This is a genomic window from Pseudoalteromonas sp. OANN1, from assembly GCF_024124685.1.
In the GTDB taxonomy this organism is placed as follows: domain Bacteria; phylum Pseudomonadota; class Gammaproteobacteria; order Enterobacterales; family Alteromonadaceae; genus Pseudoalteromonas; species Pseudoalteromonas piscicida.
Window position 1 is genome coordinate 142,632 of the sequence record NZ_JAMXSE010000003.1, and the last position, 24,559, is coordinate 167,190.

The 24,559-nt window shown below is 41.5% G+C and carries 18 protein-coding genes; 15 read left to right on the forward strand and 3 right to left on the reverse strand.

The annotated features are described in order from the left end of the window. Position 1 precedes the first annotated feature (1 nt). From wecB to NH462_RS04060, 10 genes are all read left to right on the forward strand, one after another. Positions 2 to 1,132 carry a UDP-N-acetylglucosamine 2-epimerase (non-hydrolyzing) gene (wecB, locus tag NH462_RS04015; protein WP_253104280.1) on the forward strand — a complete coding sequence of 377 codons (1,131 nt, stop codon included), beginning with the start codon at positions 2 to 4 and terminating at the stop codon, positions 1,130 to 1,132. Beyond that, positions 1,132 to 2,346: a glycosyltransferase family 4 protein gene (locus NH462_RS04020; RefSeq protein WP_253104282.1), complete on the forward strand. Its 1,215-nt coding sequence runs from the start codon at positions 1,132 to 1,134 to the stop codon at positions 2,344 to 2,346. Before wecB ends, NH462_RS04020 begins: the two co-directional genes overlap by 1 nt. Beyond that, positions 2,336 to 2,944, forward strand: a complete 609-nt coding sequence (locus NH462_RS04025; protein ID WP_253104285.1) for a GNAT family N-acetyltransferase — start codon at positions 2,336 to 2,338, stop codon at positions 2,942 to 2,944. Before NH462_RS04020 ends, NH462_RS04025 begins: the two co-directional genes overlap by 11 nt. A gap of 5 nt (positions 2,945 to 2,949) precedes the next feature. After that, positions 2,950 to 4,113, forward strand: a complete 1,164-nt coding sequence (locus NH462_RS04030; RefSeq protein WP_253104288.1) for a DegT/DnrJ/EryC1/StrS family aminotransferase — start codon at positions 2,950 to 2,952, stop codon at positions 4,111 to 4,113. Continuing rightward, entirely contained in the window at positions 4,106 to 4,699 is a 594-nt protein-coding gene (locus NH462_RS04035) for a sugar transferase (RefSeq protein ID WP_253104290.1), read from the forward strand. Before NH462_RS04030 ends, NH462_RS04035 begins: the two co-directional genes overlap by 8 nt. Before the next feature lie 289 nt (positions 4,700 to 4,988). Beyond that, positions 4,989 to 6,950 carry a nucleoside-diphosphate sugar epimerase/dehydratase gene (locus NH462_RS04040; RefSeq protein WP_253104293.1) on the forward strand — a complete coding sequence of 654 codons (1,962 nt, stop codon included), beginning with the start codon at positions 4,989 to 4,991 and terminating at the stop codon, positions 6,948 to 6,950. A gap of 345 nt (positions 6,951 to 7,295) precedes the next feature. After that, positions 7,296 to 9,407 (forward strand): YjbH domain-containing protein, encoded by a 2,112-nt coding sequence (locus tag NH462_RS04045; RefSeq protein ID WP_253104296.1) that lies wholly within the window; start codon positions 7,296 to 7,298, stop codon positions 9,405 to 9,407. Between the two features lie 930 nt (positions 9,408 to 10,337). After that, entirely contained in the window at positions 10,338 to 11,951 is a 1,614-nt protein-coding gene (locus NH462_RS04050; RefSeq protein ID WP_253104299.1) for a hypothetical protein, read from the forward strand. Between the two features lie 298 nt (positions 11,952 to 12,249). Beyond that, complete coding sequence (locus NH462_RS04055; protein WP_253104301.1) at positions 12,250 to 13,866, forward strand: hypothetical protein; 1,617 nt, start codon at positions 12,250 to 12,252, stop codon at positions 13,864 to 13,866. An 843-nt stretch (positions 13,867 to 14,709) separates the two neighbouring features. Next, the gene (locus NH462_RS04060; RefSeq protein WP_253104306.1) at positions 14,710 to 15,387 is read left to right on the forward strand and encodes a hypothetical protein; all 678 of its coding nucleotides are present in this window, start codon (positions 14,710 to 14,712) and stop codon (positions 15,385 to 15,387) included. Between the two features lie 10 nt (positions 15,388 to 15,397). Here the strand turns inward: NH462_RS04060 and NH462_RS04065 are convergent, their stop codons facing one another. Continuing rightward, the gene (locus NH462_RS04065) at positions 15,398 to 15,688 is read right to left on the reverse strand and encodes a ribbon-helix-helix domain-containing protein (protein ID WP_017217090.1); all 291 of its coding nucleotides are present in this window, start codon (positions 15,686 to 15,688) and stop codon (positions 15,398 to 15,400) included. A 21-nt stretch (positions 15,689 to 15,709) separates the two neighbouring features. On the opposite strand from NH462_RS04065, the gene NH462_RS04070 reads away from it, so the two are divergent. Then, entirely contained in the window at positions 15,710 to 16,105 is a 396-nt protein-coding gene (locus NH462_RS04070; protein ID WP_253104310.1) for a VOC family protein, read from the forward strand. A gap of 521 nt (positions 16,106 to 16,626) precedes the next feature. Here NH462_RS04070 and galU read toward each other — a convergent pair. Both galU and NH462_RS04080 read right to left on the reverse strand, forming a co-directional pair. Then, positions 16,627 to 17,523, reverse strand: coding sequence for a UTP--glucose-1-phosphate uridylyltransferase GalU (galU, locus tag NH462_RS04075; RefSeq protein ID WP_253104313.1), 897 nt, complete (start codon positions 17,521 to 17,523; stop codon positions 16,627 to 16,629). A 584-nt stretch (positions 17,524 to 18,107) separates the two neighbouring features. After that, positions 18,108 to 20,606: a S8 family serine peptidase gene (locus NH462_RS04080; protein ID WP_290442352.1), complete on the reverse strand. Its 2,499-nt coding sequence runs from the start codon at positions 20,604 to 20,606 to the stop codon at positions 18,108 to 18,110. Positions 20,607 to 21,233: 627 nt separating this feature from the next. Here NH462_RS04080 and NH462_RS04085 point away from each other — a divergent pair. From NH462_RS04085 to NH462_RS04100, 4 genes are all read left to right on the forward strand, one after another. Further along, positions 21,234 to 22,757, forward strand: coding sequence for a curlin (locus NH462_RS04085; RefSeq protein WP_010368513.1), 1,524 nt, complete (start codon positions 21,234 to 21,236; stop codon positions 22,755 to 22,757). Positions 22,758 to 22,873: 116 nt separating this feature from the next. Beyond that, positions 22,874 to 23,263, forward strand: coding sequence for a CsgE family curli-type amyloid fiber assembly protein (locus NH462_RS04090; RefSeq protein WP_290442353.1), 390 nt, complete (start codon positions 22,874 to 22,876; stop codon positions 23,261 to 23,263). A 1-nt stretch (position 23,264) separates the two neighbouring features. Further along, on the forward strand, positions 23,265 to 23,714 hold the full coding sequence (locus tag NH462_RS04095) for a curli assembly protein CsgF (RefSeq protein WP_253104319.1): 450 nt from the start codon (positions 23,265 to 23,267) through the stop codon (positions 23,712 to 23,714). Then, positions 23,715 to 24,488: a CsgG/HfaB family protein gene (locus NH462_RS04100; protein ID WP_253104320.1), complete on the forward strand. Its 774-nt coding sequence runs from the start codon at positions 23,715 to 23,717 to the stop codon at positions 24,486 to 24,488. The last annotated feature ends 71 nt before the right edge of the window (positions 24,489 to 24,559 follow it).

A 24,559-nucleotide genomic window follows, 5' to 3' on the forward strand; every position in this document is an offset into this window, starting at 1 on the left:
AATGAAAAAGCTAAAAGTTGTAAGTGTTGTAGGCACTAGACCAGAAATTATTCGCTTATCTCGCGTTCTTTCCAAACTCGATAAGTATTGCGAACACATTCTTGTTCATACAGGTCAAAATTATGATTTTGAGTTGAATGAAGTTTTCTTTAATGATTTAGGTGTAAGAAAACCAGATTACTTCTTGAATGCAGCGGGCAAAAATGCTGCTGAAACTATCGGACAAGTCATTATTAAAGTTGATGAAGTGCTTGAAGAAGTTCAGCCTGAAGCAATGCTTATTTTAGGCGATACAAACTCTTGTATTTCTGCTATTCCTGCTAAACGCAGAAAGATCCCTATTTTCCATATGGAAGCCGGTAACCGCTGCTTTGATCAGCGTGTGCCAGAAGAAACTAACCGTCGAATTGTTGATCATACAGCAGATATCAATCTTACCTATAGCAGTATTGCTCGCGATTATTTATTAGCAGAAGGTTTACCAGCAGACCGTGTTATAAAAACGGGTAGCCCTATGTTTGAAGTTTTAAATCATTATATGGAGCAAATTGATTCTTCAGATGTTTTAGAGCGCTTATCTCTTAAAAAAGGTCAATTTTTTGTTGTAAGTGCCCACAGAGAAGAAAACGTAGATTCTCCGAAGCAATTAGCTAAGCTTGCTGAAACGCTTAATGCGGTTGCTGAAAAATATAACTTGCCTGTTATTGTGTCTACTCACCCTCGAACACGCAATAGAATTGAAGCACAGGGTTTGACGTTCCATAAAAACATACAATTGTTAAAACCATTAGGTTTCCACGATTACAATCACTTGCAAAAAAATGCTAAAGCAGTGCTTTCTGATAGCGGTACGATTAACGAAGAATCTTCAATCCTCAACTTCCCTGCATTAAACTTGCGCGAAGCCCATGAACGTCCTGAAGGTATGGAAGAAGCTTTTGTCATGATGGTTGGGCTAGGTGTTGAGCGTGTAATGCAAGCGCTAGAAGTGCTTGAAGAGCAACCATCTGGAGATGAGCGACTTTTACGACCTGTTTATGACTACAGTATGCCTAACGTGTCAGACAAGGTTGTACGTATTATTCTCTCTTACACTGACTATGTAAAACGCGTTGTTTGGAAAGAGTATTAATGCGAATTCTTTTCGTCAGTCAGCTTTTTGATCCTGAATACTCAATAAAAGGCCTTGAGCTAATGAAATATTGGGTATCTCAAGGTCATGAAGTCGAGGTAATTACAACATTTCCTAACTATCCGACAGGAAAAGTGTTTGATGGCTATAAAATGTCAACTAAACAGGTTGAGGTAATTGATGGTGTTAGAATTATTCGGCTTTGGTCTCATGTGAGCCACTCTAAATCCAAGCTATCAAGAGCGTTTAGTTATCTTTCTTTTACTTTCATGGCATTAATTGAGTGTTTAAAAAAGAAAGATGTCGATTTATTGTATACATATCACCCTCAGTCTACGACAGGTCTTATTGGTTTGCTTTTTAAATATTTTAAGAAAAAGCCATTTATTACAGATGTACAAGACTTATGGCCTGATGCATTGTATGCAACGGGGTTTAAACGCGACGGGCTCTTGATAAAAGCCATTGATAGGTGGTGTAAGCTACTTTACAAAAATGCTGATAAAATAGTCACCTTATCTGAAGGTTTTAAGGCTCAAATCGTGAGCCGAGGAATCGATGCAAGTAAAGTCCATGTTGTTTATAATTGGTGCCCTGAAGAGCCTGTTATAGCCAAAATACTGCAAAGCCCTAAAAGTAAACACACTTACAATAATAAACTTAAGCTTGTGTATGCTGGCAATATTGGGGCTGCTCAATCTCTTAAAACGATAATTGATGCTGCTTCTAAATTCCCTGACTCCATTGATTTATTGCTCTATGGTGGCGGTTTGGAAAAAGATGAATTGCAAAGTTATGTAGCTGTCGCTGCGATTAGTAATGTGACTTTTGGCGGATATGTACCTGCGTCTGAAATTTTTTCTAAACTTGTTGAGGCTGATGCCTTAGTAGTTCATCTTAAAGATGAAGACCTGTTTAAAATTACGATCCCATCTAAAACACAATCTTCAATGGCTATGGGTAAAGCTATTTTGATGGCAGTTGGGGGCGAAGCGAATAACTTAGTTGAAAATGCCTTAGGTGGTATAGTTGCCAATCCTGGAAATGTTGATTCCATCGCGTTAGCTATGGAACAATTACTTGATAGACGTGCAGAGCTTGAAAAAATGGGAGCTAATAGTAGAGCTTTTTATTTGGATAATCTCTCTACCAATAGTAACTATAAGAAGTTAGATGATGTTATTTTAAAGGTAGGGGGATCTGGTGTTAATTAGAGATGCTGTTATCGGTGATCTGGAAGAAATCGTTGAAGTACATAAGTTGTCATTTAAAGGTTTTTTTCTTACGAATATGGGGAAACCTTTTTTAAGGTTGCTTTATCACGGTTTTTTAAGCATTGAAACTGGAGTTTTGAGAGTTGTTGAGAAAGACAATAAAATAGTCGCTTTTTCTGCTGGTACCACATCACCCGATACATTTTTTTCTGAAATGAAAAAAACAAAATGGCCTTCATTTTTTCTTGCGTCTTTGTATGGCATTTTAAAGAATCCGCTTATGACCTTTAAGAAATTATATAGTGCGTTATTTTATAAAGGTGACACTATCCCTTCTCTTGAAAATGCGGCTTTGCTGAGTAGTATTGCTGTGTTACCTAGCTACATTGGTAATTCTATTGGAGCAAAGTTACTTAAAGATTATGAGAACTATATCATTTCACTTAATAAGAATAATAAGTTGTACCTTACCACTGACAAAAATAATAATGAGCGTGTTTTGAGATTTTATCAAAATGCTGGTTTTAAAGCTGACTCTGAGTTTTCGCAGTCAGGTAATAGAGTTATGTATCGTTTTGTTAAAGATTTACAGAGATAATCAGAATGTCAGACAGTTTTTTACCATTTGCTTTACCTGAAATAGGTGAAGCAGAAATTAATGAAGTTGTTGATTCACTTAGGTCTGGGTGGATTACTACTGGCCCAAAAGCAAAGCGTTTTGAAGAGGATTTCAGTCGCTTTCTAGGTGATGAAGCTTTGCACTCAATAGCTGTTAATTCAGCTACATCTGGCTTGCATCTTGCCCTTGAGGCGCTTGGGGTTGGGCCTAATGATGAAGTTATCATTCCTTCTTATACGTTTACAGCTACAGCTGAAGTTGTTCGCTACCTCGGTGCTACTCCTGTGTTTGTTGATGTAGAAGAGCAGAGTTTTAATATAGACCCCAGTGCTTTCGAAAAAGCAATCACAGAAAACACGAAAGTTGTTATGCCTGTACACTTTGCTGGGTTAGCTTGTAACATGACTGAGATTTTAGCAATCGCAAAAAAACACGGTATCAAAGTTGTGGAAGATGCTGCGCATGCTCTGCCATGTTCACATAGAGGTGAAATGATCGGCACCCTTGAAAGTGATGCCACAGTATTTAGTTTTTATGCTAACAAGACAATGACTACTGCAGAAGGTGGGATGTTAGTAACAGCAAATGATGAAGTTGCGAAGAGAGCGAAAATCATGAGGTTACATGGTATTAGTCGCGATGCGTTCGATCGTTATACTTCTAATAAGCCTAGTTGGTCTTATGAAATAGTTGCACCAGGTTGCAAATATAATATGCCAGACATTTGTGCTGCTATTGGTATTCATCAGTTAAAAAAATTGCCTGACTTTTTGAAAAAGCGTGAATTATTAGCCGAAAACTACAACGAAGCACTGGCAAATTTACCCGTTATTTTGCCACCTAAAGCTGACTTTGGTTCAACTCACTCATGGCACTTATATCCGATTAGATTGCAGGAAAATTGTGGAATTACCCGTGATATGTTTATTGAGCGCATGGCTGAACTGGGAGTAGGTTGCTCGGTTCACTTTATTCCTCTGCATTTACAACCTTACTGGAAAGAAACTTTTGATCTGAAAGAAGAGGATTTTCCTATTTCTCAAAGGTTATTTGAAAATGAAGTTTCTTTACCTCTTTACACAAAAATGACTCTCGAAGATCAGCGTAGGGTAATTGCTGCGGTTAATATGGTTTTTGAAAATGCTTAAAAGACTGTTTGATTTATTCAGCTCTTTTCTAGGGCTGCTCCTTCTAGGGCCTTTGTTGGTTCTAATTGCTTTTTGGATTAAGATAGGTTCAAAGGGACCTATATTCTTCAGACAAGAAAGAGTAGGACTTAATGGTCGGATTTTTAGAATTCACAAGTTTAGAAGCATGCGTGTTGACTCTGAGAGTTCAGGTCGCTTAACTGTTGGTGCAGATTCAAGAATCACTAAAGAAGGGGCTGTTTTACGGAAGCTCAAGCTTGATGAACTTCCTCAATTAATCGATGTATTAATTGGTAATATGAGTTTAGTTGGTCCAAGACCAGAAGTACCTGAGTTTATTGATTGTTATCCTGAAGAAGTCAGGGCCAGGATTTTAAGTGTAAAGCCTGGAATTACTGACAGGGCATCGATTGAAATGATTGATGAAAACGAAATACTATCTAAATATGATGATGCGAAAAAAGCATATATAGAGGTTATTCTTCCGAAGAAGCAATACTATTATTTAGATTATGTAGGTAACCACTCAGTATTAGGGGATGTTAAAATTATTCTTGATACAGTTAAGAAAATTGTAAAGAGATAGTGGTTTTACGATTGAACCTAAAAGCTATACTAAATGTTACTTTTACTAACTATTATTCTGTAGCTAAAAATACATATCAAATTTTCTATTATTGGCGTGATCACTAGTGAATAGTAAAGAATAGCATTTCTAATTTTTGTTTTATGTAATCAAACTAGAGTTAGAAGGCTTAGGTCAACGTATACAATTTTAAAGTTTCAGCCTAACTTATTCATTGTACATCTAGAATGTTAGACTAAACTTACTTTTTAAGTAGCATTCAATTGGATAAAAGTAAAAAGGGAATACAATGGATACTTGGTTTCGTACCTTGTTAGGGGCTTCTCGTAGACAAAAACGCCTCATTACTTTAGCATTAGACTCTGTTTTTATTATCTCTGCTTTTTGGTTAGCACTCATTGTTAGGCTCGATAGTATTGAGCCTATAACTGTTATTAAAAACTGGATGTTATTGACAATTTTGTTACCTGTTAGCTTGTTTGTTTTTGTTCGTTTAGGGCTTTATCGTGCGGTGCTGCGCTATGTTGGCGCCAATGCAGTTGGTGCGGTAGTACTAGGTACTGTTATTAGCACCATGGTGTTGGTTATAGTGGCGTTTTTTACTCAAACCGCAATCCCTCGTACTATGCCATTTATTTATGCATGGTTAATGATACTTTCTGTGGGTGGTTCGCGTATTTTAGTCCGAGCACTTATTTGGCGCTTGAGTTCATTTACTAAAACTCCTGTAGTAATTTATGGCGCAGGAGATGCAGGCAGGCAGTTAGCTACTGCACTAGCAACAGGACCTGACTATTATGTTACGGCATATCTGGACGACGACTCAACTAAGCATAACGCTATTATTCAAGGAATCCCCGTTGTCGCCTTTGATGAAATTTATAATTTGATAGATAAAAAGCAGGTTAGTAAAGTTTTACTTGCACTACCTAGTGTTCCTCGCTCTCGCCGTAAAGAAATACTCACTAAGTTAGAAAAACTGCCACTCGAGGTGATGACAGTGCCTGGCATGGCAGATGTCATTGACGGTAAAGCGCAGCTAAATGAGATAAAAGAAGTCGAAATCGAAGACCTATTGGGTAGAGACCCAGTAGCACCGCAATCAGAGCTGATGGCTGCCAATATAGAAGATAAAGTCATTATGGTAACCGGTGCAGGTGGTTCTATCGGCTCCGAACTATGCAGGCAAATCATATTAAATGGACCTAAAAAACTGGTGCTTTTTGAAGTGTCTGAATTTGGTTTATATAGCATTGAAAAGGAACTGAATCAGCTAGCATTGAATAAAGGCGTATCATTGGAAATAGTACCAGTGATGGGATCTGTGCAACGTATCAACCGTATTGAAACTTGCATGAAAGCTTTTAGAGTGCAAACTGTCTATCATGCCGCGGCCTACAAACACGTACCGCTCGTAGAGCAAAATGTTGTTGAGGGTGTTCGTAATAATGTATTTGGTACTTATTACACAGCTAAAGCCGCTATTAACGCGGGAGTAGAGACTTTTGTATTGATCTCTACGGATAAAGCGGTGCGCCCTACCAATGTAATGGGTGCAACCAAGCGTATGGCAGAGTTAGTGTTACAAGCCTTGGCTGAAAGTAAAGCAACGTCTAAAAATACCCGTTTTTGCATGGTACGTTTTGGTAATGTGCTTGGTTCTAGTGGTTCAGTTGTGCCTCTATTCCGTAAGCAGATTAAAGAAGGTGGACCAATTACCTTAACGCATAAAGATATCACCCGGTTTTTTATGACCATACCGGAAGCTGCGCAGTTAGTTATTCAGGCGGGTGCCATGGGTAAGGGTGGTGACGTATTTGTGTTAGATATGGGTGAATCAGTTAAGATCAAAGACTTAGCGACCAAAATGGTGCATCTTTCTGGCTTAGAAGTTAAATCAGAGTCAAACCCTCATGGCGATATTGAAATTGAATGCACAGGATTGCGCCCAGGCGAAAAGTTATATGAAGAGTTATTGATTGGTGACAATGTAGAAGAAACCTCTCATCCACGGATCATGACGGCCAACGAGGTAAAACTACCAATGGCAGAGTTAGAAGACTTTATGAGTGCAATGGATACAGCTTGTCATAATTTTGATCATGAGCTTATTCGTAAATTGTTGTTGGAAGCGCCTACAGGATTTAATCCTACAGACGGTATTTGTGACTTGGTGTGGAATGAAAAACACCAAGTGCTTGAAGTCGAACGAGAGTCCGAGCAGAAAGTGGTTAATTTTAGGAGCGTGTAACGCTCTTGTGGTGGGGTTATGTATTTGTAGCAGCGACTTTATGTCGCGATGCGCTTATCTCGGGGTAAATCCACGGTTTCGGGGATGGCGTTTGGAACCCTTGTCGCGGGATAAACCCGCTGCTACGGGGTTGGTGTTTGGTGTTTCTATCGCAAGGTTATGTATTTGTAGCAGCGACTTTATGTCGCGAAGCTCTTATCTTGGGATAAACCCGCTGCTACGAGGTTGGGTTGTTCTATACTTCATTGTACGATATCTACATAATACTTATAACGGTGGCTGAGTTGGTTAACTTACTCTTTCACATTTAATTCAAGAATTGAAAATAAAAATCGGTCTGCGCACATGTCAAAAATAAATACGATTCTTGCAGGTAGTATTACACTTGCAAGCATGCCTGTTTTAGCTGATACCCAAATAAAAAACTACACCGCATTTGCAGGTTATACTGGCCTGTTCAACACGCCAAATGCTGAAGTTCTAGAAAAAGGCGTGATTGATATTGGCTATAACAACCAGCTTGATGTCCGAGGTCAAGCGTATGTTGATGGGCATAATTATATCTTCTCTGCAGGTGTGTTTGATGGCCTTGAAGTTAGCGGTGTGATTGCGTCAAACACTATGCATGACAATATGTTTGCAGAGGGTAGAGGCCAGCTTCGAGATCTATCGTTTAACTTAAAATATCAAATCCCCTATATTCCTAAAGAGTGGTTTAATCTTGCTATCGGCGGTAAAGACTTAGGTGGAGCGGCAAATAACTATGAGACCTATTATTTAGCTGGCTCACGTGAGTGGAACGACTTTAGGTTTTCTGCTGGTTTTGCGGTAAGCGATCGCGCAACAGGACAAATGGATGGCGCATTTGCGGGTATTGAGTGGCAGCCACTAGACTGGCTAGCTGTGCAAGTGGAACATGATGCTGATGCGGTTAATGCCGGTTTGCGTCTAACAGTACCAAAAGCATGGATTTATGATGTGGGTACTTTAACGCTTACCAGTAAGTTTTACAGTAATACTGATCATGCAGAAAAGGATACCTTTTGGGGAGTTAACTTTTCGATGCCGCTTTTTGAGCAGGCAAAGCTAAATGATCCAACAGAAGCAGCACCAGCACCGATTTTAGATAACCATAAAAAGCGTGAGGCTGCATTTGAAGCGCACTATCAACAGCAACGAGAGTTGGCTCAAAAGCCGCTAGAAGAGGCCAAGCAAGAAGTAACGGAGCGTGATGAATACAGAAAGTCACTTACGCTGCAAACTCGGGAACTTAAAAATGCACTAATCGACGATGGCTTAGAGGCGATTAGTGTGGGCTTTAATCGTGATCCGCATATTGTTGTAAGTTTTGAGAACTATGTATTTAATCGTAATGATATAGACGCTATTGGTCTTGTGCTTGGTCGTATCGCTGAACATATAGATGAGCCAGAGGCTAAATATACGATTCAGTTATTAAACCGTGGTATTCCAATGCTTTCTGTGCGTGGTGATATCGATAATTACCGTGAGTTTATCAATACTAGCAGTACGCCAGATATGGATATTCGCCGCGGTGAAATGGATCCGATTGGCAGTGTGTCTTGGGTGGGAATGCCTAAAGCCAACAGTCCTTACTTTAAGCCGCGCGTAACAGTTGGGCCTTCGCTCGATTCACACTTTGCGACTGAGATAGGTGTTTATGACTTTTCACTCGCAATTAAAGCTGATGTGGATGTGCCGATGTGGTATGGCGGTGGTATAAGCGTTAGCGCTGAAACCGAAGTTGCCAAAACAGATGACTACGAAACAGGCAAAGCATTTGGCCGTTTTGCAAAAGACAGTGGTGTTACGCAAGCGACAATTTATCAAACGTTAGATTTACCGTATGGTATTTATAACCAAACCCATATTGGTTTCTTTAAAGAGTTTAACGACTATACGGGTATCAAAAACGAAACGACTTGGCTTAGTGAAAACGGTCGTCACCAGCTTAATGCTGAAATTGGTTATTTAGAATATGATGACTATGACTTGGACAGAGATTATCAAACTTTGTCTTATCGTTATAACTGGGTTGAGCAGGATGTGAGTTTTCACGCAACAGCAGGTCGATTCTTTTATGAAGATAGCGGTGTAAAACTAGAAACTCGCTTCTGGTTTGGCGACAGCTATATTTCAATCTTTGCCCAAGATACGGATGTGCAGGTCGCAGGTATTGCATTTAGTATCCCGCTTACTCCACGTAAAGATATGGCACCAATTCGTTATGGACAAATTAAAGGTAATGAAGCTTGGCGACATGAAGTGAGTACACGTATTGGTGAGTCAACAAATGCATTGGTGATTGGCCGTGGACATTCAGTTAAAACGCCTGTGAATTTGGATAAGACATTCCTTAATCAAGGACGCTTGTCGAGTAGTTATATTTACAGCAATTTGGCAAGATTACGAGAAGCGTACCTAACTTACAGATAACAGTAACAGCGACTTTGTGTCGCGATGCTCTGTCGCGGGGATATGTATTTGTAGCAGCGACTTTATGTCGCGATGCTCCTGTCGTGGTGTTATGGATTCGTAGCAGCGACTTTACGTCGCGATGTGCTTGTCGCGGGATAACCCCGCAGCTACGGGAGAGATGCTTCGATGCACTTGCCGTAGGCTTATGGATTTGTAGCAACGACTTTACATCGCGATGCTCCTGTCGCGAGATAAACCCGCTGCTACGGGAGAGATGCTTCGATGCACTTGCCGCGGGTTATGGTTTCGTAGCAGCGACTTTACGTCGCGATGTTCTTGTCGAGGGATAAACCCGCTGCTACGGGAGAGATGCTTCGATGCACTTGCCGCGGATTATGGTTTCGTAGCAGCGACTTTACGCCGGGATGCACTTGTCGCGGGATAAACCCGCTGCTACGGGAGAGGCGCTTCGATGCACTTGCCGTAGGGTTATGTATTCGTAGCAGCGACATTGTGTCGCGATGCGCTTGTCGCGGGATAAACCCGCAGCTACTAAAACCTGCGGGAATCATACAAGCATCTCATTCACACTCTTAAATTTATATACCTTGTTAATAAATAAGCACTATATTGCAACTTTTTGCTATAAATTTGACTTCATTCATTGTCTATTTAGTGTTCTAAAGGTATCCTACTTTCAACTTATTACAGGCGGTTGGAACTACCGCTTTTCTGTGATAAATTAAGGCAGCTAACTCCGACTATATGGTTGTTTTTCCGCTAGATTGGTAGAATAACTGAGTTGGCTTTAGTCAGGGAGCGACTTAGTCCCTGTCTGTCTTATTAAGTGATTTAAAACTTAAGCTTATATTGTTCGCAATATGGCTTTTTTTATGAGTTAACGCGTCAAATCGACGTAAGTTAACAGAAGGAAAACAAGGACTAATCATGATTGCAAATAAAAAATCTCTTCTTGCGCTCTCTGTAGCGTCTGCGCTAACGCTTTCTGGCTGTTTTAGCGATGACGATAACAACGTAACTATCACGCCTCCACCAGAGCCTACTGATCCAGTAGTCGTTGCTCCGGATGCACCAGATGCACTTTCTCTAGTTGTAAATGGTAGTGTGATTGATAAAAAATCAACTAACGTTGTTCCTGCGACAATCGCTTTCCTTGAAAACGGTGAAGCGTCTGCAAACATCGTAAATACTAAAGGCGAAGCAATCGCAACAGTAGAAACTGGTGAAGCAGGTAACTTTGTATTTTCTGTAAAAGAAGGCGCAGAGCTTTCTCAAATTACAGCTGTTGTAACAGCTGACGGTTACTTCTCAAAGAGCTTTAATATTGACCTAACAACAGAAGCAGATACCGCTGAGCTTGCAGTTCAGTTGGCCCTTGTTTCTAAAGATCTAGATACAGTTGTTGAAGAAGTTGTTGAAGTGGCAGTTGAAGGCGGTGCAGTAGCAGAAGCAATCACAGCTGAAGCTGCAAAAGGCAAAGCTGGTGCTGATGTAACAATCCCTGCAGGTGTTGTATTACGCGATGCAAGTGGTGCGGCTATCACTGGTACTGATATTTCTCTAAATGTTGGTTCTGCAGATCCAACTTCATCAGATGCAGGTGCTGTACTTCCTGAAGGTCTAAACGCTGATAGCGCTGCAACTTTAGCGGCTCCTGTAGGTGTTGCTAACGTAACTATGACTGACGAGAATGGCGTTAAGATCAAACAGTTCAGCAACCCAATCTCTATCTCTATCTCAATTCCAAAAGAAACAGTACTAGCATCTGAAGGCCGTGCTGTTCAAACTGGTGACGTACTAGGTCTGTCTTCTCATAACGAAGACACTGGCGTATGGACAAAAGAAGTAGACAATCAAGTAACGGTTGGCGCACTAAACGAAGCTGGCACTGCTTATAAAGCTTCTTTCATGACTGATCACCTTACATTCTTCACCGCAACTGATGAAGTTGCAGTATGTAATGCGGATGTATCAGTTAACATTAATGGTGACGTACCAGCTGGTGGCCTATTCGTAGATGTTCAATCTTCAGACATCAACGCAACACGTTCTATCGCTGCTGGTTCAACTTCTAAAGTGATTTACACAGCTGCAAATGCGGGTAAAAACAACGTAAGTGCTGATGCAACTGCACGCATCGTTTTACGTGACGCTGAAGGTACCGTTTGGTTCGACTCGGTAGACGAAGTAGCGGTATGTGGTGAGCCAGTAAATGCAACTCTTGTGGCTCCTGAAGTTGAATACACAACTACGTCATTTGCACTGACTGGTGTGTGTTCGAACGAAGCTGACACAGCTGTTCCTGTAGAAAACTCGGTAGTAACTTACCGTCGTGCTGGTAAGGCAACTTACCAAGCTGCAAATGCTACAGGTACATACACACTAAACAACTTAGTTGTTGGTGAAACATACACTGTTAACATCGATACGCTAACACTTGAAGTAGCATCGGGACAAGCAACTTCATTTACATTTGAAGCGGGTACTGATGCAGCAGATCAGCAGTTACAAATGGTTTGTGAAACTGTAACTGGTGCATAATAGCCTCTAGCAAGACTTAATTTGCTTAAAAGCCGCACTTTGATGCGGCTTTTTTATACCTACCGTTTATCTGCCATTATTTGTTTTGTGGGGACGAGATCCTGTAGCTGCAACTTTATGTAGTGATTTTTTGTTGCAAAGAGCGTTAACAGATAAAGTAATTTACCAAAAAATCACCAAAAAATATTTTAATTACTAGCTGGACAATCTTTGAACTTTCTCTATATTTAAGTTTCGATGTAATAAAACGCGCGTTAGTGCCGCTTGGCACTTTCAAAAAAGGGAACAAGGACCAATCATGATTTCGAACAAAAAATCTTTACTCGCTTTATCTGTAGCTTCAGCTTTAGCACTTTCGGGCTGTTTTAGCGATGACGATAACAATGTGGTGATCACTCCGCCACCTGAGCCAACAGATCCGGTAGTTGTTGCACCAGAAACGCCAGCAGCTTTAGCATTTGCTGTAAGTGGTAACGTAGTTGATGTTGATACTATTGATATCGTTGCACCGGCGACAATTACCTTTTTTGAAGATGGAGAGCCAACCTCAAATTTGGTTAATGTCAATGGCGACGCAATCACTCAGATCACAACAGAAGATGGTAGCTTCACCTTTACTGTAAAAGAAGGTGCGAATGTCGGGATTGTAACTGCTGTAGTCGCTGCTGATGGCTATTTTTCAAAAAGCTTTGACATCGACTTAAGTAATGAAGATTCTGCAGCAACGCTAGAAGCAGAATTGGCACTTGTGTCAAAAGGCGGTGACGAAGTTGTTGAAGCAAGCGTTTCTGAAAGTGTGACTAACGCAACAACAGCTTCTCCTGTAACAGCTGCGGCTGCAAAAGGTAAAGCAGGTTCTGATGTAACGGTTCCGGCAGGCGTACAACTAAGAGATGCAAGTGGTAATGCCGTTACAGGTACTTCTGTATCATTAACTGTTGGCTCCGCAGATCCTACTTCTAGCAAGATTTCAGCTGTTTTGCCAGCTGGGTTGAGTGCTGGTAGTACAACCAGCATTAAAAAGCCAGTTGGTGTAAGTAACATCGTTATGCAAGATAACAATGGAACTAAGATCAAACAATTTAGCCAAGAGATCGATGTTTCTGTTTCACTTCCTGTCGCAACCTTAGCACCATCTGGTGATAGAACAATTCAAACAGGAGACCAGTTTGATGTTTCTTCAAATAACGAAGATACTGGTAAATGGCAGTCAGAAACGAATAAAGCAACTGTTGGTGCGTTAAACGCTGAAGGCACGGCTTACAAAGCATCTTTTAAAACCGATCACCTTACGTTTTTTACACTGTCTCGTTCAGTTCCAATCTGTACGCAAGGTATTACTGTTAATGTGACTGGCGATACTGTGCCGAGTTCAGGGCTATATGTGAGTATGACCTCTGCTGATGCGAGCGTATCAAGTTATTTACGCGGCGGTACTACGTCAAAAACAGTTGTTTCAGCTAGCACTTCAGCGCGTTATGGTATTAGCTCATCAGCAACAGCACGTGTAGTTATCCGTGACGCAGCAGGTAACGTGTGGGGGAATGCTTCATCAACAAATGCTGAAGTTCAGGTATGTAATGGCCCAGTTTCGATCACGCTAGCAAATCCAATTCAAACCACTGTTAACGAAAATGTGACTGTTAGAGCTGTGTGTTCTAACGATACAACGGTAACAGAAGTTATCCCAGGTGCGATTGTAAAGTATAGATCAAGTACGACTAAGCCATTCCGCACAGCAGCGAACAATGGTGACGGTACTTTTGCACTGTCAGCACTAAACGGTGATGTCGCGTCATATGCCGTTAGTGTAGATCCTCGAATTTCAGCTCCATTTACAACGTCTATTACGCCAGATGGAACAGATGAAACTATCGATGTTTCAGTAGCTTGTGACACTGTAACGGGTAGTTAAGTACAGAATGATTAGTCCAATCAGTTAAGCCGCGGAGACGCGGCTTTTTTCTTGCCTAAATCTTAAATATTTTTATTCATAAAATCATATTGTCAAAATTAACCTTTCTTTCGTAGCAGCGACTTTATGTCTCGACTGTTTTCATGCCTTTATGCCGAGGGGCTTATGTTACGGTCTTTTTTATTGTGAATAATATGGCCGTTATTGGTTTTCTCTCGCGGGATAAACCCGCTGCTACGAGTTTGGCGTAGCAGCGACTTTAGGTTGCGACTCTTTTCATGACTTTATGCCGAGGTTCTTTCTGTAGGCTTATATCACGGTCTTTTTATTGTGAAGATCCTGCCGCCGTTATTGGTTTTCTATCGCGGGATACACCCGCAGCTACGAGTTTGGCGTAGCTGCGGCTTTAGGTCGCGATTATTTTCATACCTTTATGTTACGGTCTTTTTTATTGTGAAGGACTTGTCGCGTTATTGGCTTTCTATCGCGGGATAAACCCGCTGCTACAAGTTTGGCGTAGCAGCGACTTTAGGTTGCGACTGTTTTTAAGCTTTTATGTCACAGGATTCTTTCTGTGAGTTTATGTCACGGTCTTTTTTATTGTGAAGATCCTGTCGCCGATATTGGCTTTCTATCGCGGGATAAACCCGCTGCTACGGATTAGGCGTAGCAGCGACTTTATGTCGCGACTGTTTCTACAATTTTATGTAAAGGCGACCCCATGACGCTTCTGCTGACGGACAAGCTCGCGGCTTAAGCGGTAAGGTGACTATCAAACTTCCGAAAAAGACTAAAAACCGTTAAACTTAAGATCTTTAGTATACTCAATACGTTGACTACAGTATGAAATCTCATTTAGGCCGAAGAGCATTTTCCACTATGGAGCTTCATACCTTGTTTAACGGTTATATCTACTCAGATGAAAAACTAAAGCGTGAACAGCCTAAACATTGGCATTTTTGGCTACCTTTACTGAGTTATTACACCGGTGCGTATAGTGATGAAATTGGCTCACTCACACTTGATGATGTTTACTACAAAGACCACGTTTATGTATTTCACTTTAACACCCATGGTAAAATTCAACCGCGAGTGGTGCCTATTCATCCTGCATTATGGCAAGCAGGTTTGGAGCAATATCTAGCATTGGTAAAACAACAAGGATATCGACGTCTTATGTTTGATTTACCTGCAAAAACTGGTCGTTATAGCGAGAAAGTTAGAATATGGTTTTCTGGAGAGGGGGAAAGACAAGGGTATCTACAAAAATGTGGTTTACCCAATGTTGATCAGCAAGGAATGAAAACGGCGATCAGCAGTTTACGACTAAACTTCGAGCAACAAATCAGAATATCAGCTATTCAGCTCGGGACTAAAGACAGTTTTCAATATTTGTTGGGTTTAAAGCAAGATGGACATGAAGTTACGTGCCCACCTTTCCACTTGCTCAAGCAGGTTATTTCTCCGATCCGAGTTATTAATCCCAATATCACATGGCAACGCTTTTTGGAGCGGCACTAAAACGTAGTACTCAGTTACTACCACTTCTTACGTCAAGCGCATTATTATTTGCAAGATAAGTTAAGCAAGTAACACGCAGCATAGACGCCAAGTTTTTAATCTCACCATGACGTTCAATCACTTCTTGGTAAAGTAAAGAAATAAACTCGGCAAGGCCCAGATCTTCCCGTTGAGCTATGGTTTCTAATACTTGCCATATTTCATTTTCTAACGCGAGGCTAGTAACAGCTCCTTGAATACGAATAGAGCGTTTGGCTACTTCGTAACGATGAGGCTCAGTTGATGCGTAGAGTTCACACATATAAATTCCGTAGGTAAAGTAATGGCAAAAATGATCCACTCAATGATCAGAGTGAAAGACGCTGATCGCTCAATTAAATTTTATCATGATGTATTTGCGTTGGTAGTGAAACGACGTATCGACTTTAATGATTTTTCTCTTATCTACCTTGGCAACAATGAAACTTCGTTTGAACTGGAGCTAACTTGGAATCATGACACCACTGTAGATTATACAATCGGTAATGGCTATGGGCATTTGGCTTTCGCCACGGATAGCTTGCAGGCTGTCTACAACAAGGCTCAAAAGAATAGTTATTGCCCTAAAGAAATCAAAGATTTTTATAATCAAAATGTATTAATAGCAAGATTCTTTTTTATTAAAGATCCTGATGGTTATGATATTGAAGTAATTGAAAAAAGCGATGTGTATCGGTAGTAACGGGTTTATCCCGTGACCAAGGTTGGTGAGTTGTGACGTCAAATCTTACAGGATTCGTGACACAAAGGCGTAAAAACAATCGCGACCTAAAGTCGCTGCTACGAATGTGGATAAACCCGTATCTGGGGGGGATCCCGCGACCAAGGTTGGTAATTTCGATATAAAATCGTTAAAGATGCCACGACGTAAAGGTATGAAAACAGTCGCGACCTAAAGTCGCTGCTACGAATGTATACAAACCTGTAGCAGCGAGTTTACCCCGCGACCGAGGTTGGTAATTTCGATATAAAATCGTTAAAGGATTCGTGACGCAAGGGCGTGAAAACAGTCGCGACCTAAAGTTGTTGCTACGAATATGGATAAACCTGTAGCAGCGGGTTTACCCCGCGACCAAGGTTGGTAATTTCGATATAAAATCGTTAAAGATGCCGCGATGTGAAGGCGTGAAACAGTCGCGACGTAAAGTCGCTGCTACGAATGTGGATAAACCTGTAGCAGCGGGTTTATCCCGCGACAAATTAGGAAGCTAGGCTTAATTGATGAAAGCGTTTCAAAAATTGCGAAAACTCTTCACCTAATTGCTCATCACGAATAGCATATTCAACGATGGCTTTAAGGTAACCAAGCTTGTCGCCACAATCGTGCGAACGACCGCTCATATGAAAAGCCTCAACGGTTTCCTGTTCCATCAGCATATCGATAGCATCGGTTAACTGGATTTCTCCACCAGCACCGACTGGTGTTTTTCTCAGAAGTGGCCAAATATTTTTAGAAAGCACATAGCGACCAACAACTGCTAGATTAGAAGGAGCTTCTTCTATGGCTGGCTTTTCTACCATATGCTTTATTGCACTGCTTTCACCTGGACGTAGCGACACACCGTTGATATCAGCAATACCATACTTGCAGACATCCTGCTGTGGTACAGGCTCTAACATAATTTGGCTAGCTTTCGTTTGGTTGAAACGAGATAGCATTGCGGCTAAATTTTCATTTCCCTGATCGGCTGTGTATTCATCCAAAATAACATCGGGCAGTACAACAACAAAATCATTATCCCCAACGATAGGTTGTGCGCATAAAACAGCATGGCCAAGACCTTTGGCTTCACCCTGACGAACATGCATAATCGTAACATCTTCAGGACAAATCGAGCGCACTTCATCTAAAAGTTTACGTTTTACACGTTTTTCAAGCGTTGCTTCCAATTCAAAGCTGGTATCAAAATGGTTTTCAATTGCATTTTTTGACGAGTGAGTCACTAACACAATTTCTTTAATACCCGCAGCAACACACTCTTTGACAATATATTGAATGAGTGGCTTATCTACCAAAGGCAACATTTCTTTAGGAATGGCTTTGGTCATTGGGAGCATGCGAGTACCAAGGCCCGCGACAGGAATAACTGCTTTCATAAAAAATCCATATTTTGACTGGTTTCCAATTTTCACCCGTATTGTAACGCGTCATACAAAAGTTGCAAACCAGATTAAGTTGCAATTTCTTCAATAGTATTTAGGAGTATACTCTAATACTTCATTTTATGCCGTTGCTTCGCTTTTCCGCTATTTTGGAGCTATTTGTTCAAGCCATTAGGCGAATGAAAACATCATGAACGACGAGAGCTGAATGAGCACTGATTTTGGAGATTACAGCTTTGATCTTTCTACGCTTTTCCATATTTCAATTGAGAGTTACTGTGCATAAGAAGCCAAACTGATTTTATCTTGCACATTAGTGGCTCTATCTAGTGACACACAAAATTCGAATCAATTTTTTATTGAGTGTACTTTACGGTAGGAATGTGGGTTGAATGTGAACGCTTAGCATAGTTATCTCACCAAAGCGATGTTAGCTTGCATTACAACTGTTTTTTATCGTGATCTGTAAAAATATCATATCTATTTTATTCGGCTATTTTTAAGCTGTACTTTAAATTGGATAGTAGGAATAAAAAAGCCCCTTTCGGGGCTTAAATTAACCTTTAGATATGGAATAATTAAAAGTTAACTGTGATTTCGTTTGAGCAGATTTCACCAGATTGACACACTTTATATGTGTAGCTGGTGGCTTCTAAATCACGTGAGAAGTCTCTGAATTTACCAGTGTTTGCAACCGTTTCAAGTGCTTGACCATCACGATAAATCGTTACTTCATCAGCACTGCTGCCTTGCCATGAAAGCTCTACGCGGATAAAGCCTAAGCGAGACTTATTAGCGCGAACCAGCGATAGCTCAACCTCATCAGTGCTAACCGCAACAGACTGAGTGGTTGTGTGGCTGTTGCCTTCACTATCAGTCACCGTTAGAGCAACGCTGTACTCACCAGATGCTGCAAATTCATGAATTGGGCTTGCGTCAGTACTGATGCTGCCATCACCAAAGTCCCATGCCCAGCTAACGATATCATCATTCGGATCACGGCTTTCATCAGTGAATGTCACGGTAAGGCCTGAAGCTGCAAAGCTAAAGCCCGCAACAGGAGGTTGAGGTGATGCCTCGCCTAGGCCTGTTAAGTTTAGTGTCCAGCTGTTTAATGTACCTGTATCGATACCTGCATTATCTGAGACAGACAATGTCCAATCACCCGTTGCAACCTCACCATTAAATGCCGCAGAGTTAAAGGTTTGGTTAATGTCATCAGCACCGCCACCCTGACGGTTGTGCAGTGTTGCCACTGTACCCGCAGGAGAGGTAAGCGTAACAATTAAGTCGCCGATGTAGGTGTGTGTAATATCCACTATAGTATTGCTATCAAATACAGTAACAGTGTCAGCTACAGTGATCACGGAAGTAATACCTGAAGCATCGTTATCTGGAATGTCTACCGCGGTAGTATTTTCATAGCTGAAATCACTTAACCCTTGAGGTAATACATACAGTCCTACTTGCTCTTGATCTGCAAGTTCGCCGGATGTTGCATTAAGCGTGAAACTATATTCACCCCACTGAGTTGAAGCTGTAGTTGGTACTGAAAGAGTTACTGTATCGCCTGGCATTGCAGTAGTCGCAGACAATGTCGCACCTGCAATTGGTGAAGTAACAGACAAGTCAATGGTGCCCTGCCAGTCAGCGACTGAAGCAAAAGTAAATTCGTATGTTGCAGTATCGCCCGCTGTGATTTCTTGATTAGCAGGACGAGCTGATACTCTAAAGCCCGGCTCTGGATCTGCATCAATTACTGCTTGATTCACATTTAAGCGCTTACCAGACACAGTTTTATCTGTAAGATCTGCATTAACATCACCACTTTGCATTAGTAGGTTTTTAAGCTCAACAGCAGTGAGTGTCGGGTTGATAGAAAGTACTAGAGCCGCTGCACCAGCAACATGAGGCGTCGCCATCGAAGTACCTGAGTAGCTTGAGTAACCGCCACCTGGAACGGTAGATAAAATAGCGCTACCTGGTGCACCCATATCTACAGACGTTAGGCCCCATTGTGAAAATGAAGACATCGCGTCAGTGTGTGTTGTACTTGCGATAGAGAATACGCTGTCGTGCTCGTAGCTTGAAGGGTAGTGAGGGTTTACATCGTTATCTACGGCGCTGTTACCTGCAGCGGCAACAAATAAGATGTCCGCATTTTCACTTGCAGTGATCGCATCAGAGAGTGCTTGGCTAAAGCCGCCGCCGCCCCAACTGTTATTAGTAACACGAACGTTATGACCTGCATTTTTAAGCGCAACCATATAATCAATACACTCAATCGCATCAGAGGTTGAGCCCGAGCCAGATGCATCTAGGAATTTACAGCCGACGATAGACACCTCATGGTTTACACCTGCAACGCCCGTCGCATCATTACCAGACGCACCGATAGTACCAGATACGTGCGTGCCGTGACCTTGGTCGTCCATAGGGTCGCCGCTACCTGTAATGGCGTTAATACCGAAAACATCATCAATATAGCCGTTACCATCATTATCAATACCATCTCCAGCGATCTCTCCTGGATTGCGCCATGCGTTTGCTGCAAGATCTGGGTGGGTATAATCAACACCTGTATCGATCACACCGACGATAACATCGCGTGAGCCAACCGTAATATCCCACGCTTCGGGAGCGTCAATATCGGCATCAGCCGTACCACCTGTTTGACCTGTGTTATGCATGCCCCAAAGCTCATCAAAGCGACTATCGTCAGGAATGCCAAGTGCTTTTACTTGATAGTCAGGTTCGACATATTCAATGGCCGGGTGGTTAGCTAGTTTTTCAATTGCTTGCTTTGCTGTGATGCTATCTAGTTTAAAGTTTGCTAGGCGACCTTTTAAAACATTGCGATATTTGTCGTCTACGCCATCAGCGTTCAAATCCGCCATCTTGGCTTTTACAAGGTTTCTTGCATTGGCACGAAGTGCAGCAGAAGTGTTTTCTTTAAACACAACTAAGATGCTGTCATCTGCGGTTGCTGTTGTAGTTTCGATTTGAACAGCTGCTTGAGAAGTGAAAGCAAGTACAGGAAGCAAAGCCAAAGACAATGCAGAAAGTTTAGATCTCATATTAATAACCTTTTTAATTTCAAGCGTATCCATCAATACACAATTTTTGGGTTGGTAGTTTTTCTGGTAGTGGCTGTGGTCTTTTTGGCAACGTCTTAAAACCTAGACCCAGATATTGAGCAGTGCAATGTAAAAAAAGAGTTAATTAATAAAATCAGTTTTTTTTACTGATTTTTTATTTTTGGAATAGATTATTTGGTTCTTTTTTATGGGGTGAGTGGATATGGGTACGATTGAACTTTAGTCATACTTTTTTTGTACCTCCATATTTTATTCGTAATTTTATGTGAGTTTACCCCTGTACTTTATTGAAAATAATGGAGTATTTTTTTCATAAAATCTTCTTATTTATCTTCGGTTGTTCCCATCTTAGAGTTAAAGGTGACAAGACGTAATAAAATATATTATTTCAACATATGAATTTGCTGACTTTGATATAGATTATGTTTTTCACTAAAAATGTAACACTCTGGTAACTGGCACAGGTGGGAGCGACTCAGGAGTAATGAGTCATAACAGGACGTTAGTTAAGTGAAAAGTTGCAGTTGGCTGAGTTCGGCAACAACTCGATGCCTGCACCGATCACTTAATTGCAAAATAATATAATAAATCTCTAAGGAGAACAGTGTGAAGTTTTCAAAATCAATCGTGAGTTGCGCTATCGCGCTTGCACTAACACATTCAGTTACAGCACATGCTGAGGCAAAATCAGATAATAAACCACTTTCAACTTCTGCACTTTCACAAGTGGAGCGTGCAAGTGGAACAAGTAACGAACTCAAACTTTCACAAACGTCAGGTAGCCAAGGTGGTAACGAGTTAGCTTCGGTGCAACTGGGTACTTCTAACCTGACAGATGTGACTACGATTGGCGACAACAATATTACTGAGGCCGATCAGAATGGTACTGGTAACGTCGCTATTATTACGACCACCGGCAATAACAATAACCAAGTATATAGCCAAGATGGTGAATCTAACGGCGCATTAACCGAGGTTACTGGTGATGATAACGCGATTGACATTCAGCAATCAGGTAGCGGGATCCTTGGGATTAACAACGAAGCCATCAATGTGATTAATGGCGATCAAAATACGATTACAGTATCTCAAGGTTCTGGCGGCCAATGGTTCTACAACCTAAATATGCAAGGTAGCCAAAACGAAGTAACAGCGACACAAACAGGTACGTGGAACGAAGCGACGCTTGAGTCAGTACAAGGTGACATGAACCAAATCACCTTAGATCAAGATGGTGTGTACAACCAATATAAAGTGGTTAGTCTACAGGGTAATGAAAACGAAATTGAATCGAGCCAAAGTGGCAACTTCAATGTTATCTCTGTAGAGACTGTGATTGGTGATGACAACCAAGTTGAGATCGAGCAATCGGAAGGTGATAGCAATACGGTTAACGTATTTGAAATTACTGGAGACAATAACGAGCTTAGTATCGATCAGGAAGGTTCAACTAACACCTTCGCGTCAGATTTATTAGTTGGTAACGACAACGAAGTGATGACTGAACAACGTGGCGACGAGAACAAAGCCCAAGCAGACGTTATTGGTGATAATAACGAATTTACTGCGATGCAAATCGGTAATGGTAACGAGATGTATCTTGGTGTTGCTGGCGAGAACAATGAATTCTCAGCAACTCAAGTAGGTGATGCGAACATCGCACACATTGCGAACTTCAACGGTAGTGATAATGATGTTGATGTTACCCAAACGGGTGATGAAAACGAGGCAGTGGTGCAGTCATCTTATCCAGACGTGAGCCTTGCAAGTAATGATAACGCAGTTGATATTTCACAAAGTGGCACAGGCAATGGTGTTGTTGTGACAATGAGCAGCGTATTTGATAGTAGCTCAAACCAAGTAGATATTGCGCAGTCTGGCGAGTTCAACGCGATTGATCTGATGCTTGAAGGCAGCCGCAATATGCTAGACATCACACAAAATGGTAGTAATAACTTTGTGATGGGTATGGGCTCAGAAGCATTCATTATCAACGGTGATGATAATGCATTTACAGTAAGCCAAATTGGTGATGGCAACTTAGTCCAAGGTGGAATTACAGGTAGTGGTCAAAACATTACCGTAACTCAGGTTGGAGACAACAACGTTGCGACTATCACTCAGCAATAACTAAGTAATTTAGATAGGGGGCAAAACCGGCCCCCATATTTTGTACTATTCAGCTAACCAAAACACCAATGTGAATCTCGTCAGCAAAGACATTCTACGCCGTGAGTAAACAAATAATGATAAGAATAATAACACTCTTAAGCGCTATGCTCGTTTCTACGTTTTCACTGAGTGCACAAGAAGATGTAGAAATTGATGGTTTAGTGATTGATCAGAGTATTAGCCGGTTTGGTCACCAGTTTTACTTTCAATTTTCACAGTTGTGGAGAGATGTTCCTAACTCCTCGGGAATTAATATCACGGTTAAAGAAACGGTTTTGCCAAGAGCAGGCACTCGGTTAGAGGTATTAATGAACAGTCGCGCAGTGTACGCAACAGCAATGGGAAGAAGAGGCGGCTCCGTTGATGAACGAGTCGAGACTGCCATTTTCACCATTATGGATGCGATGGCGAGAGAACAATATCAACAGAATGGCTCTGAAGATCTAGCTGCGAGCGGGTGGTAAAATGACAACAATAAAAACAACAATCGTGTGCGCTGGTTTAATACTACTTGGTAGTGCTCATGTGACAGCGACTGAGCTTGTATATAAACCAATTAACCCTGCATTTGGCGGTAATCCGTTAAATGCCAATATGTTACTGAGTAAAGCACAATCTCAAAATAAGCACAGAGCACCAATCATAGAAAAAACCTATGACGAAAAGTTTCAAGAGTCGCTTGAGCGTACGTATCTCAACCGTTTGGTTAGAGAAATCACGGATGTTGCGTTTGGTGAAGATATTCAAGACAGTATCTTTAACCAAGACGCGACCTTTATGAGTGGTGACTATCAAATTCAAGTGATCACCAGTACACCCGACACCATCACGGTTAGGATCACGAATACAGCATCGGGTGAAGAAACCATTCTAGAGGTACCCAGATTTGCCTCATCAGCTGGTGGAGGATATTAAATGCTCCGCGTAACGTTATTGGTATTTTTATTACTGCTAGGCGGTTGTTCTAGCATGTCTCGCGTTTTGCCACCTTCGCAAAGTGTAGCAATTGAGCTGACTGACACAGAAACCTTTGCAGAACTAAAAAGCTTACCTACACCGAAAGGGCGAATTCCTGTCTCTGTTTATTCATTTCGGGATCAAACAGGGCAATACAAACCACAAGATAATGTAAGTTCATTTTCAACAGCGGTGACTCAAGGCGCTAACTCTATTTTAATGCAGGCACTACACGAAACGGATTGGTTTATTCCGGTAGAACGTGAAGGACTGCAAAACTTGCTGACTGAGCGCAAGATTATTCGTGCAGCAAGTGATGATAATGACACAAACGCTTTGCCACCTTTAATGACTGCAAAGATCATTTTAGAAGGTGGGATCATCAGCTATGACTCTAATATCCGCACAGGCGGTTTGGGTATGGAATATTTTGGCATAGGTGCATCTGAGCTTTATCGTGAGGATGTTATCTCTATTTATATGCGCGCAGTTGATGTTCGTACCGGGCAAGTATTGCTTTCCGTCGCGAGTAGCAAAAAGGTGCTATCCATGGAGGTTCGGGCAGGGTTTTTCCGCTATGTGAGTTATAAACGGTTGGCTGAAGCCGAAGCGGGGTTTAGCGATAACGAACCGATGCACATTTGTGTAACCCAAGCGATAGAAAAAGCGCTGACTTTGATGGTACAACAAGGCATTGAAAAAGGCGTGTGGTCGGCCGCTACCGCATCGTAGGTCGCGCTTTAGCGCGACAAACCTTTACCACAACGCTCCATTTTACATGGCACGCACATACCAGCCGTAGG

Coding starts and splice junctions, on each gene's coding strand:
- NH462_RS04050 (WP_253104299.1), top strand. CDS start 10,338: ATGATTGCAAATAAAAAATCTCTTCTTGCGCTCTCTGTAGCGTCTGCG.
- NH462_RS04055 (WP_253104301.1), top strand. CDS start 12,250: ATGATTTCGAACAAAAAATCTTTACTCGCTTTATCTGTAGCTTCAGCT.
- NH462_RS04100 (WP_253104320.1), top strand. CDS start 23,715: ATGCTCCGCGTAACGTTATTGGTATTTTTATTACTGCTAGGCGGTTGT.
- NH462_RS04065 (WP_017217090.1), bottom strand. CDS start 15,688: ATGTGTGAACTCTACGCATCAACTGAGCCTCATCGTTACGAAGTAGCC.
- NH462_RS04060 (WP_253104306.1), top strand. CDS start 14,710: ATGAAATCTCATTTAGGCCGAAGAGCATTTTCCACTATGGAGCTTCAT.
- wecB (WP_253104280.1), top strand. CDS start 2: ATGAAAAAGCTAAAAGTTGTAAGTGTTGTAGGCACTAGACCAGAAATT.
- NH462_RS04095 (WP_253104319.1), top strand. CDS start 23,265: ATGACAACAATAAAAACAACAATCGTGTGCGCTGGTTTAATACTACTT.
- NH462_RS04020 (WP_253104282.1), top strand. CDS start 1,132: ATGCGAATTCTTTTCGTCAGTCAGCTTTTTGATCCTGAATACTCAATA.
- NH462_RS04030 (WP_253104288.1), top strand. CDS start 2,950: ATGTCAGACAGTTTTTTACCATTTGCTTTACCTGAAATAGGTGAAGCA.
- NH462_RS04080 (WP_290442352.1), bottom strand. CDS start 20,606: ATGAGATCTAAACTTTCTGCATTGTCTTTGGCTTTGCTTCCTGTACTT.
- NH462_RS04045 (WP_253104296.1), top strand. CDS start 7,296: ATGTCAAAAATAAATACGATTCTTGCAGGTAGTATTACACTTGCAAGC.
- NH462_RS04090 (WP_290442353.1), top strand. CDS start 22,874: ATGATAAGAATAATAACACTCTTAAGCGCTATGCTCGTTTCTACGTTT.
- NH462_RS04040 (WP_253104293.1), top strand. CDS start 4,989: ATGGATACTTGGTTTCGTACCTTGTTAGGGGCTTCTCGTAGACAAAAA.
- NH462_RS04070 (WP_253104310.1), top strand. CDS start 15,710: ATGGCAAAAATGATCCACTCAATGATCAGAGTGAAAGACGCTGATCGC.
- NH462_RS04035 (WP_253104290.1), top strand. CDS start 4,106: ATGCTTAAAAGACTGTTTGATTTATTCAGCTCTTTTCTAGGGCTGCTC.
- galU (WP_253104313.1), bottom strand. CDS start 17,523: ATGAAAGCAGTTATTCCTGTCGCGGGCCTTGGTACTCGCATGCTCCCA.